Source organism: Paenibacillus germinis (genome assembly GCF_013141785.1).
GTDB lineage: Bacteria > Bacillota > Bacilli > Paenibacillales > NBRC-103111 > Paenibacillus_E > Paenibacillus_E phytorum.
Genome location: NZ_WHOC01000195.1, coordinates 1 through 11,934 on the forward strand (window position 1 = coordinate 1; position 11,934 = coordinate 11,934).

General features: G+C 42.9%; 12 protein-coding genes. 9 read left to right on the forward strand and 3 right to left on the reverse strand.

Annotation, left to right across the window (positions count from 1 at the left end; translation table 11 throughout):
- Positions 1-375 precede the first annotated feature (375 nt).
- The 5 genes from GC102_RS37465 (at position 376) to GC102_RS37485 (ending at position 4,760) form a co-directional block, all read left to right on the forward strand.
- Positions 376-717 carry an ArsR/SmtB family transcription factor gene (locus tag GC102_RS37465; RefSeq protein WP_171694024.1) on the forward strand — a complete coding sequence of 114 codons (342 nt, stop codon included), beginning with the start codon at positions 376-378 and terminating at the stop codon, positions 715-717.
- A 71-nt stretch (positions 718-788) separates the two neighbouring features.
- A complete protein-coding gene (locus tag GC102_RS37470) occupies positions 789-971 on the forward strand; it encodes a hypothetical protein (protein ID WP_171694025.1) in 183 nt (60 codons plus the stop codon).
- Between the two features lie 81 nt (positions 972-1,052).
- Positions 1,053-2,441 (forward strand): NAD(P)-binding domain-containing protein, encoded by a 1,389-nt coding sequence (locus GC102_RS37475; protein ID WP_246321350.1) that lies wholly within the window; start codon positions 1,053-1,055, stop codon positions 2,439-2,441.
- Positions 2,442-2,499: 58 nt separating this feature from the next.
- Complete coding sequence (locus tag GC102_RS37480) at positions 2,500-3,738, forward strand: MFS transporter (protein ID WP_171694027.1); 1,239 nt, start codon at positions 2,500-2,502, stop codon at positions 3,736-3,738.
- A 149-nt stretch (positions 3,739-3,887) separates the two neighbouring features.
- Entirely contained in the window at positions 3,888-4,760 is an 873-nt protein-coding gene (locus GC102_RS37485) for a flavin-containing monooxygenase (protein ID WP_312883498.1), read from the forward strand.
- Between the two features lie 210 nt (positions 4,761-4,970).
- Here GC102_RS37485 and GC102_RS37490 read toward each other — a convergent pair whose 3' ends face one another.
- The gene (locus tag GC102_RS37490; RefSeq protein ID WP_171694028.1) at positions 4,971-6,221 is read right to left on the reverse strand and encodes an MFS transporter; all 1,251 of its coding nucleotides are present in this window, start codon (positions 6,219-6,221) and stop codon (positions 4,971-4,973) included.
- Positions 6,222-6,352: 131 nt separating this feature from the next.
- Here GC102_RS37490 and GC102_RS37495 point away from each other — a divergent pair, with 131 nt between their 5' ends.
- Entirely contained in the window at positions 6,353-6,946 is a 594-nt protein-coding gene (locus tag GC102_RS37495) for a TetR/AcrR family transcriptional regulator (RefSeq protein WP_171694029.1), read from the forward strand.
- A gap of 46 nt (positions 6,947-6,992) precedes the next feature.
- Positions 6,993-7,562 (forward strand): MepB family protein, encoded by a 570-nt coding sequence (locus GC102_RS37500; protein ID WP_171694030.1) that lies wholly within the window; start codon positions 6,993-6,995, stop codon positions 7,560-7,562.
- A gap of 328 nt (positions 7,563-7,890) precedes the next feature.
- Here GC102_RS37500 and GC102_RS37505 read toward each other — a convergent pair whose 3' ends face one another.
- Both GC102_RS37505 and GC102_RS37510 read right to left on the reverse strand, forming a co-directional pair.
- Entirely contained in the window at positions 7,891-8,277 is a 387-nt protein-coding gene (locus GC102_RS37505; protein WP_312883499.1) for a hypothetical protein, read from the reverse strand.
- A 298-nt stretch (positions 8,278-8,575) separates the two neighbouring features.
- Positions 8,576-9,523 (reverse strand): carbohydrate kinase family protein, encoded by a 948-nt coding sequence (locus GC102_RS37510; RefSeq protein WP_171694031.1) that lies wholly within the window; start codon positions 9,521-9,523, stop codon positions 8,576-8,578.
- Positions 9,524-9,706: 183 nt separating this feature from the next.
- Between GC102_RS37510 and GC102_RS37515 the strand changes: the two genes are divergently transcribed.
- Together GC102_RS37515 and GC102_RS37520 are read left to right on the forward strand one after the other, a co-directional pair.
- Positions 9,707-10,660 carry a methylenetetrahydrofolate reductase gene (locus GC102_RS37515; protein WP_171694032.1) on the forward strand — a complete coding sequence of 318 codons (954 nt, stop codon included), beginning with the start codon at positions 9,707-9,709 and terminating at the stop codon, positions 10,658-10,660.
- The gene (locus tag GC102_RS37520; protein WP_171694033.1) at positions 10,639-11,928 is read left to right on the forward strand and encodes an adenylosuccinate synthase; all 1,290 of its coding nucleotides are present in this window, start codon (positions 10,639-10,641) and stop codon (positions 11,926-11,928) included. Before GC102_RS37515 ends, GC102_RS37520 begins: the two co-directional genes overlap by 22 nt.
- Positions 11,929-11,934 lie beyond the last annotated feature (6 nt).

Consider the following 11,934-nt stretch of genomic DNA (forward strand, 5'->3'; position numbering starts at 1 on the left):
TTGTGTGACACGGTATTGAGCTAACGGAGAAACTATAGTTGAGTACAGCTTGTCTTACAATTCGTAAGACAAAGCTAGGTACAGCGGCATATCAGACTTTATATTAGCATCCTAGCCATGCCGCTTTTTCTTTTATTGGGGTCAGTCTTAAACTATTTTACGAACCCCTAAAGTGCTTCCACTCTTAATCTGGTGGTAGCAGCCATCGTACTGTAGAATACGGTTTACTTGGCACAAGTGATCCAGGCGTTACGAGAAGGTTTTAATGAATATTTGTTAATCAAAAAAAATTGATTAAACTATTGCAATCTGATTTACATTGGTATATATTGTTATTAAATCAAAAAAAATTGATTAATGAATCGGGTGAAAATAATGAAAACAATAATCCCAATACATGAAGTAAAGATAAATACTGCACCGAACGACTCATTTTTTGAAACGTATGAGGCAAAGTTTAAAGCCTTGGCGGATCGCAAGAGACTGCAAATCATGAATGAGTTAACACAGCGGGGAAAAACGTGCGTTTGCGACCTATGCGATATCGTGGAAATGGCTCAATCCAAGTTATCGTATCACTTGAAGATCCTTTTAGACGCCAATCTAATTACGAAAGAAATCATTGGCACCTGGAGTTATTACGAGATCAATAATTCTGCAGTGAACGGATTGCTTTCAGAAGAGCTGTGCTGCATTTTTAGACCGAGTCGATCATAAATTTTTTTATAATATAAATCAATTTTTTTTGATTTATATATCAATATAATTTGATGAAGGAGTGGTTTTAAATGTTATTTCACGATATCAATCCAAAACTGATGTATGTAGAACAGCATGGCAAACAAGTAATCATAGCAAAAGAGGCCCAAAGTCAGGGGCAAAAACAATTTAGCTTTATTCTCAAAAAGTTAGTAAGGTTTTTCCGGATTAACCAAAATCAAAGTGCTTGCTGTGCATGTGCTTGCTCTTAAGAGTGAGTAAGTTTGCGTCTTTCGAAAATAGCAAACGTCTTAAATGGATGACAAAGAAATTATTATATGGAGGTATCTTCAATGAGTAAAAATACAGTTCTATCGAAAGCAAAATTGCCTGTAGCAATTATAGGTGCTGGGCCTGTTGGCCTTGCTGCAGCGGCACATTTAGTTACAAGGGGAGAATCCTTTGTAATGTTTGATGCAGGTAATGCGGTGGGGGCCAGTGTCCTTAACTGGGCTCATGTACGTCTCTTTTCTCAATGGGAATACAATATTGATAAAGCAGCACGGCAGCTACTGACTTCACATGGTTGGATAGCTCCGGATCATTCGGAAATCCCTACTGGATTAGAGATGGTTGAGAACTATTTTAAGCCTTTCGCCGAGTTACCTGAAATCAAACCTTTCATAAATTTGAATGCTAAAGTGACCGCGGTGAGCCGAAAAGGCCTAAATAAGGTGAAAACACATGGACGCGACGATCTTCCGTTTGTCTTGCATGTTGAGAAAAATGGTGAGCGCTTCTTAGTTGAGGCCAAAGCTGTTATCGATGCTTCGGGTACCTGGACCAGTCCGAATCCAGTCATTTCTGAAGGTGTATGGACAACGGAGGAACAAAATTTAAGTAAACAAGTATTTTACGGTATCCCCGATGTTCTTGGTAAGCATAAAAATCGCTATAGTGGAAAGAAAGTTCTTGTTGTTGGCAGTGGTCATTCCGCGATCAATACACTTTTGGAACTTAGGGAGCTTAAGGGGCAGGTACAGGAGACTGAAATTGTCTGGGTACTAAGAAAATCTAGACTAGAGGATGTTTACGGGGGGCGGGATCAAGACCAGCTGGCTGCGAGAGGAGAACTCGGAACGCGTATTCAGAAGCTAGTTGAATCAGGTAAGGTTAAAGTGATGACGCCATTTCATATTCAAAAGTTAAAAAAGGATGGGGAGAAAATTCAGGTTATTGGTTCTTTAAACAGCGAGTTGGCCCAAATTGATGCGATTGATGAGATCGTTTCGAATACAGGTTCCCGTCCTGATTTTTCCTTCTTAAGAGAAGTTAGGGTGATTGCAGATCCAGGCTTGGAAAGCGTGTTTGACTTAGCGCCTCTAATAGATCCGAATGTTCATAGCTGCGGTACGGTTAGACCACATGGGGAGAATGAGCTAAGACAACCAGAGAAGGATTTATATATTGTTGGATCGAAGAGCTACGGTAGAGCACCGACCTTCTTGATGGCGACAGGGTATGAACAAGTGAGATCTATTGTTGCAGCTTTAGTTGGCGATCGTGAAGCAGCTGAGAGGGTTGAACTTGAACTGCCTGAAACGGGGGTATGTAGTATCAAAAGTAGCTCAAGCTGTGAACCTGAAAAAAGTGAACGAGTAGTAGCAAAATCTGATGAAGTAAGTTCTTGTTGTGCACCAATTACCAAACCGGTGGCATCGAAATCTTCATGCTGCAGCTAGATTACATCGGCGTTGTCTTTAGGGCAATGCCGCTTTTTATTTTGAAAGGAGAAGTTCGTTGATCAGAGAGCAAACTAAAGAAAATGCACATCTCAAACCTATTATTATCTTGGCACTCATCACAGCGGTCTCACTATTCGGTGATTCGATGCTCTACGTTGTATTGCCGATTCATTGGAACGATGTGGGACTTACATCCCTCATAGAAGTTGGAATTTTGCTCTCGGCAAACCGCTTTGTGAGATTACCGCTCGGCCCATTGATTGGATGGTTGTACAACAAAATCAGTATCAGAAATGGTGTGTTTTTGGCCGTATTCATAGCAGGAATGACTACATTACTTTACGGATGGGTAGATGGTCTTTATAGTTGGCTTGTTCTGCGGTGTACTTGGGGTGTGGCTTGGTCCTTATTACGTTTGGGCTCTTACTTCATGATCCTCGAATTATCTGATGACCAAAACAGAGGTTACTTCATGGGGACTTACAACGGACTTTATCGAATTGGCAGTTTAGTGGGCATGCTTGCTGGTAGTATTTGTGTAGAGCTGTTTGGATTACGGGCTGTTGCTACAACTTTTGGTGTTCTGGCATTCCTTGTACTTCCTGCTGTTTACAAGTTTGTTCCCAGGGCAAAAAAACAAATTAAATCTGAGGGTGTACCACTCCAAAAGAGGATGCTTATAAAACTTCCAGCATTGCAAGAGACTTTAATTTCTGTGTTTCTAGTTGGTATGTGTCTTGACGGCATGCTCACTGCAACGTTGAGTCATCTGATTGATGTTCACCACAAGAAGTCGTTTATGTTCTATGAAATAGTTATAGGAGCCGCCACCCTAGCTGGTACTCTTCAGGCCGTACGATGGGGATTAGGCTTATTTATGTCTCCTTGGTTTGGTCGACTATCTGACCAGAAGTGGGGACGCAGACCGTTATTTATCGGTTCACTTGCTTTGGCTTCGATATTTATGGCTGCGACAAATTTTGAGGTACCTTTTGCCTTTTGGTTACTGGATCTACTTGCACTTCTCATTATTACAACTTTGTTATCTACAATTATGGATGCAATGGTTTCGGATATCGCATTCGGGTCTTCTCGAACATTTATAATGACCATGTATGTAGTCGTATCCGATGTGGGGGCGTCCATGGGACCGTTGTTTGGTTATTTTTCTGAGCATTTCATTGGTTTAACCATGACTTATTGGCTTTCTGCAACGCTTCTATTGCTGCTAAGTATCATTTGGTTTATGAAAGGTAATGTAGGAATGAGGAGGAATAGCAGCGTAAATCAATAGTTGCAATTATCAACTATTTTAAAATTCATTTAATGAGGTGTTGGTAAGATCATTCGAAATGCAAAAATAAGCGACATTAATGGAAAAGTTACTATAGGTTCTATAGGTGCTATGTATCAATAAATGAAGAGTAAGGTTGTGAGAGAATTATGTATAAAACCATTGTAATCGGTGGAGGGCAAGCTGGACTTGCTGCGGGATATTACCTTAAAAAATATGGTCTGTCATTTCTCATTCTAGAAGTCGGTCCTGAACCAGTTGGATCATGGCTTCATTATTATGATAGCCTAAAGTTGTTCTCGTCCGCTAAGTATTCTTCTTTGCCAGGTTTCCCATTCCCAGGTGGGAGCAATCGCTATCCCTCGCGGGATGAAGTGATTTCATACCTTCGAGAATATGCCTCTAAGTATAATATGCCGGTGAAGACAAACACTCGTGTTGAAAAAGTAGAGAAATTTAATGGGAGGTTTCAAGTTACAACAACAAGTGGGGAGATTCTTGAAGCTGAATCTGTCATAAGTGCAACAGGCTCATTTCACAGACCCTATTTACCTGATATTCCTGGATTAGCAGAGTTTCGAGGTGAAGTTATTCATTCTTCTGTGTATCGGAATACCATGCCCTATCAAGGCCAACGCGTAATTGTTGTCGGGAGTGGGAACTCAGCGGTTCAAATAGGTGTTGAGCTCTCGGAGGTATCCACTACGACACTAGCGGTTCGAACACAGGTTAAACTCCTACCTCAGGTCAAGCTTGGGCGCGATCTGCACTTTTGGTTAATTGCTACAGGATTAGATAAATTCCCTTTTCCTTTGTTTGGCCGTCCTGTGCCTGAGCCAACAACTGTCATTGATTCGGCAGGGTTTAAACAACTATTAGAGAGTGGAAAACCGAATCAAAGACCAATGTTTACATCGTTGTACGAGGAGGGTGTTGTTTGGGGGATGGGGAAAAAGAGAACGTTGATGCAATCATTTTTGCTACTGGGTTTCGGCCTAATTTATCTTTCTTATCGGAATTGAATGCTTTAGATGATCGTGGATTTCCAAGACATAAGGTTGGAGTAAGTAATGTTACGGATGGGCTATACTTTGTTGGGCTTTCTGGGCAAAGATCATTTGCGTCAGCAACATTACGTGGAGTTGGGGACGATGCCCGATATGTCGTTAGTAACTTAATTGAAAAATAACTAGTCCTTTCCCTATTCAAGGCATGAGCCTCCACCCTTTTACTTAGGCAGAGGCTTTTATATGTTGAAGTCGAAAGCTTCGCTTCCGAGTTGTAAATAGGAAGAAATAAGCGAGTGTCACGAGCAGGCAGATGAAGACATCAACACCGATGAGTACTTGATAATTGTTAAAGTAATCGAAGGAAACTCCCCCGATCAATGCACCGAGAATGCCTCCCCCTTGATGAAAAAGAAGTAGGAAGCCAGTTTGTTTGCCTTTTCCTTTTGCGAATTCATTGACGATCAGCAATCCCCCAGGAATCGCGCTCAAATATGTAATACCAAAGGCCATGGCAAAAAGGACAGGCGACCATCCCACATGCATAAAGAGGAAAGCAAACCCCATAATGCGTATGGCATACAAAATGATCATCATAACCAACTTATTGACTCGGTCCAAAAAATAGCCAAAAATGAGTGACCCCGTAATTTCCATAACGCCAAGTACACTCATGGATAATGCGATCATGCTAGGCGACACACTCGCCAACTGGTGGATGGCGACCAAATTCATCTCCACTGTCCCCATATTGAAGCCGCAGGTGAACAATGCGAAGGCGACCACAATGAAGATAGGCAGATGTGCGGCTATTCCTTTGCTGACTAGTTTCGGGCGTTCTTGGTCTTCCACTTTAATGAGCTCATTCTCTTGGACTTTCTTTGCTTTGTTACCCTTCGGCCCAGGCCCCTTAATACCAAACCAAATGACTGGCAAGGTCACGATAATACCTAGGATAAATGAAGTTAGGAAGGCATCCTTCCAAGTCAACCAGCTTGATGAAACGAAAATCGGCGTACTGACCGCCAACCCTACAGAGGAAGCACTCGCTAACAGCGCTGTAGCTTTGGCACGATGATGCTTAAACCATTCAAACACCAACATATAGGTTGTGGTCGTTCCAATACCGACGAAGCCAGAGATAACCCCGTAACCGATAAAGAAGACGATGGAGTGATGTCCTAATACAACGGTGCCAGTTCCTAAAATACCTATGACTGCGCTGACCAGCATAACCTTCTTCGGGCCATATCGATCCACAAGCCATCCTCCCAGGGGGGCGCATAAGGCTGCAATCAATAAGTTCGTTGACCATGCCATAGAAATGAATCCACGGCTGATCCCTAAATCTTCTGATATTTGAACTTGAAAATAAGCCATGATGAACCGCGTCAGTGCGCCAATAAATCCGATTATCCAAAGCGAGCCTAATCCGATCCACGCATACTTGGGTTCCTTGAACCATGTCATACCCATTGGAAGCTCCTCCCCACTCAATAAAGATACCGAACGGTATCATTGTATAACATAAAGGCTTTCCTTTTCAATAGATCAATGTCATTTGGTATAATGAAATTATTATTTCACGTGCGTAAAGGGGAACTAACATGAAAAAAGGAGAAATCACCCGCAAACATATTATCGCTAAGGCAGCTGAGCTTTTTAACCAGAAAGGGTATTCAAGTTCATCCATGTCAGATATTACTGAGCTAACAGGCATTAAGAAAGGCGGCATCTACCGCCATTTTGCCAGTAAGGACGAAATTGCCCTTGAAGCTTATAGCTATGCAGGCAGCGTAGTCGGTGGGAAAATTAAAGATGCCGTCAATCAGCAAGAAACAGCTTTTGGCAAGCTGCTAGCCTATTTACATGTATACGAAAACGTGGTGGAAGCACCGCCTTTTATCGGAGGATGCCCCCTCCTTAACATAGCTACCGAAAGTGACGATGGTCATCCAATCTTACGCGAAAAAGCCCAGTTGGGACTGGAGGGTACGCTGCACAACATGAAAGCGATTATTTCTCAAGGTGTTCAAAGCGGTGAATTCAAAGCTGACCTCGATATCGATGCTTTAGCTACCTTCACTCTTTCCGTCATGGAAGGCGGAGTTATGATGAGCAAGCTGGAAGGTGACAATCGGCATATCCGGATGAATATCGAGAGCTTTTCCGCTTATTTAAAAGGGGTATGCTTACGCTGAAGGATCATGAAATAAGCCTAATAATAGGCATAGGAGATTAGAATAGATGGATAAGAAAAATAATAATTTATCAGAAGCATGCCCTAATGATCAAGACTCCTGGGTTTCCTCATACATCATTCATAGTGATCTGCTTGTTACCAAGAATCTCGTCTATAACGTGTGCGGGTTTGATTGCTCTCAACCACTTGAAGAAGCTCAAAATGCTGAATATGGGGCCTATTTATTTCATTTAAATTCTCTCTCCATTAGATTTCGTGTTGCTAAAATCACTCCTACTAAAGTAGGGCAGTTTGTGACACTATGGCATAGGATTGGGAATGGATCGATCCAACCATATGATATATCAGATCCAGTCGATTTCTTCGTAATTAGTACCCGCAATGGGAATAACTTTGGCCAATTTGTATTTCCAAAGCAGGTTCTATTCAATCAAAATATAGTATCGAATCAAGGTGAAGGCGGTAAACGGGCAATACGGGTTTATCCACCTTGGGACAAGACTACAAGCCACCAGGCTCAAAAAACTCAGAAATGGCAGTTGGACTATTTCCTAGAGACACCTATAAATGAACCCATAAACTGTGATCGTGCTCGAATGCTTTACGGCAACTAGGCTACCGCTGAGATGTTGGCAGCCCTGTTGCGTTAACGGTAGCAGTTTAATACAACGGTAATCGAGTCGTACGGAGCAGGGTTGATCCAGCTTCAACCGATCCCAAGTCCCCAACCACGCCACCCCCGTCGCTCGCAGCCATAAATAGAGGGAGATCCTCCATCAAATTTGACTCCTGCATAGAGCGAAATGCGTCTAACTGGAAAACCTCCATCTAAATCGACGAATGGTTGAAAAATTGACTGAATTCGATTGAATTAGCGGGAGCTTATCCAGCTATAGGGGTTGTAAACCGATCAAACGGAGCAATTAGCAGGATGTTTTCCCTTTAATCAAAGTAATCTAGCACGCCAGGAGCCAATTCATACCTAACTACCCTTTCTCCGTTGCCGCGAAAAGAAGGAAGCAGCAGGCCTTTTGTACATAACTTTTTCAACATAAGAACCGCAGTTTTGTGATCGATCTTGAAGTGAAGCTCCACATCCTTTGGTCGGAGCGGCTGAGCCAGCTGGATCGCGAGTCGGATAATTTCTTTCTCGGCAAATAGCGCGGAAGAGATTGGTGTCTGGCTGGGAACATACCTGCTCAGCACCATGCGCAGCAAAGTGATACACAGATCTGGACGCTGTTCGACGTCGTCGTAAGCGAAGGAAATGACGTGGAATCCCATCCCGGCAGCCAGGCAAAATCGGCAAAGTAAGATCTGCCCCGCCAATCGAGTACTTCGTATTCCGGATGAAGGTCTTTCAAACTTCCACGTAGCGGCCACCAGACATTGCTTAGAAACAGCCGTTCACCGTGTCGATGGCCTCTCTCCAGCCGTCCTCGACGCTCCCCCGTCCTACTTTCAAGAGGAAGACGGATAAATGCGGTATGCTCTTCATCAAAAGACACTCCCTCACCCCCCTCTAAAAAATAGAAAACGTCCCGTTTCCACTCATCGGAATGGAACGGGACGTTCTTCGTCACTTGCCTATGATTATGACCTAAAATGAGCCCTGCCCATTCTTACTTCATATTATAAAGAACTCATCCTCTTTTATTTTTATGGACAGATCCAAGCATGTGTTTTCAGTAGATTCAATGGTCCAGCCTGCCACCTTAGTTCCACAAATCACTGCTTCTTTTAAAGACAGCCCCTTTACTAATCCCATGACTGTACCCGAAAAGAAAGCATCTCCTGCTCCGCTCGAATCAACAAGTTTGACGGGAAAGACAGGTTGATATCCAATTTCTTTGGTTTGGGGATTGTAGTAGACAGCCCCTTTTTCTCCTAATGTAACCACCATAGAGCCCATTCCCGTCCGATCAACAAATTCAATAAGAGACTCTAGTTTTTGGGCGATAGTTAAATTCGTAAAAGCTAGCTCGAAAAATAGATCTGCTTCAAAATTGTTACATATAAAACAATCTAAATGATCTAATAGCTCTCTATGACGTAAGAGCACGTCTAAGTTGCCGGGAACGCCGTAGATCGGTTTCTTTTCTTCTGCAGCTAGCTTGATGATGCTATCGGCAATTTGGAAATTAAGATCTAATTCAAGCGTGATATGAGTGGATTGCCCAATCATTTCTTTACCTTTGCATGAAATCAATTCTTGTAAGAGAGTGAGATCCGGCATTTGGGAGATGGAACCGGCTAGATCGCCTTTTTCATCCAAGATTGCCAGCCACATGCCCATTCCCAGTTGTTCAGTCTCGATAAGATATTTGGTATTTATTTTTGACTTTTGAAGTCTTTCTATGACTTCTTTCCCAATTGCAGAGGCATCCACGGAGGAAGCAAAACATGTCGCTACATGGAGGTTTGCTAGATTTTCAGCCACATTTCTTCCTACACCACCGTGGACAAACTGAATATTACCGAGATTTCTAGTAGTTGGATGATAATTGTGCTGGGCGAATCCTTTGCAATCTATGAAAATCGTTCCTATGACTAAAACAGAAGGAGGCAGATTCATGTTTTCAACCCCTTATACCATTATGGTGTGTGTTCCTACTGTATGTATATTCGCAATCTACTAAATACGTAATGTGCATTCTACCAAAACGCTATATTTAGGCATGATTATAGCAACTCATCCAAACCATTTCGTTTCTATCACATAGAATATAGTAAATTTTAATAGAATAGGGGTGAGAGAATGAAGAAAGGTTCAGATCCTCCTAGGCAAAGGACATTACCGGAGATGGTTCAAGAACAAACGACCATTATTGTGGAATTAGATCCTCCAAGAGATCTGGATTACTCTCTTTTTTTAGAGGGGGCAATAGCGTTAAAAGACGCTGGAGCTGATGCGGTTACTATGGCAGATAACTCGCTCGCGATGACCCGTATCAGTAATATGGCGATGGGGACACTCGTGAAAGAGCAGGTTGGGATTCGCCCACTCCTACACGTGTCTTGCCGCGATAGGAATTTGATTGCTCAACAGTCTCATATGATGGGACTCTACGTCTTGGGCATTGATCATGTACTCGCTGTAACGGGCGACCCTCCGCGCTATGGCAATCTTCCGGATGCTGCTGCTGTATACGATACGACTTCATTTGAAATGATTCGCCGGATTAAACAGTTAAACGAGGGCATCTCATTCTCAGGTCATCCCCTTAAAACACGTACGGCATTTACCGTTGGGGCGGCTTTCAATCCCAATACACGGCATTTAAACAAAGCTGTTGAGAGACTGGAGAAAAAGATCGCAGCAGGTGCGGATTATGCCATGAGTCAACCTCTTTTCTGTCATCAACAAATCGAACAGGTCGCGCAAGCTACTCAGGAGTTATCTATTCCTATTTTTATTGGGATTATGCCATTAACCAGCTATCGGAATGCTGAATTTCTTCATCATCAAGTCCCGGGCATACGGCTCTCAGATGACGTACTTGCTAAGATGGCCCGCTATCAAGGCGAAGATGCAAGAAAACAAGGATTGGAAATTGCGATGGAGCTCGTGGATACCGTTCACCATTACTTTAAAGGCATTTATCTAATTACTCCGTTTATGCGGTATGAAATGACGGCAGAGTTGACGAGGTATGTGAAGAGTAAGGGCCATGAAGGAGGGATTGCTGGGTGTCAACCGTCGTTGTTGTAGGAACGCAGTGGGGGGATGAAGGTAAAGGGAAGATTACCGATTATTTAGCGGAAAAAGCGGACGTTGTCGCCCGCTATCAAGGCGGCAATAATGCGGGTCATACCATCGTGTTTGCCGGAAACAAATATAAACTGCATTTGATTCCTTCCGGAATTTTTTATAAGGATAAAATTTGCGTGATTGGAAACGGAGTGGTGATTGATCCAAAGGCGCTTGTTAAAGAGATCGAGTACCTTCATAGTCACCAAGTGAGTACGGATAACTTACGGATCAGCAATCGGGCGCACGTCATTTTTCCTTACCATATCAAGCTAGATGCAGTAGAAGAAGATGCTAAAGGTTCGAATAAGATTGGTACAACGCGCAGAGGAATTGGACCTGCGTACATGGACAAATATGCTCGCATGGGCATTCGTATAGCGGATCTTCAGGATCATGAGGAGTTCGAACGCAAATTAAGACGTAATCTGGAAGAAAAGAATCGTTTGTTTGAAAAAATCTACGGGGTAGAAGGTTTTGCTATAGATGATCTTTTGGATGAATATTCGGCAGTAGCAGAAATCCTCCGACCCTATGTGAGCGATACGTCTGTTCTGCTTAATGATGCAATAGATGAAGGAAAAGGAGTTTTGTTTGAAGGTGCCCAGGGTGTCATGTTAGACATCGATCATGGAACCTATCCATTCGTCACCTCTTCCAATCCGATCGCAGGAGGGGTCTGTATCGGTGCTGGTGTTGGACCCACTAAAATTCATCAAGTGATAGGAGTAGCCAAGGCATATACAACAAGAGTAGGTGATGGTCCATTTCCAACTGAATTAAGGAATGAAATTAGCGAGCACATTCGTGAAGTTGGTCATGAATATGGAACAACGACAGGTCGTCCAAGACGTGTAGGATGGTTTGACAGTGTTGTGGTTCGCCATGCTCGCCGAGTGAGTGGAGTAACAGGACTTTCTCTGCATTCGATCGATGTTTTGACCGGAATTAATAGCTTAAAGATTTGTATGGCATACAAGTATAACGACGAAGTCATGGAAGCTTTCCCCGCTAGTCTTAATATCTTAGCAAAGTGTGAGCCAATCTATGAGGAACTCCCCGGCTGGTCGGAGGATATTACTAGAGTCAAGTCATTGGAGGAACTCCCTGAAAATGCGCGTCAATTCATTGAAAGAATCAGTTTTTTAACAGGTATTCCAGTTTCTATTTTTTCTGTTGGACCAGACCGTGATCAAACGATTGTAGTGAACAAAATTTTTCAACCATAAGGGGAG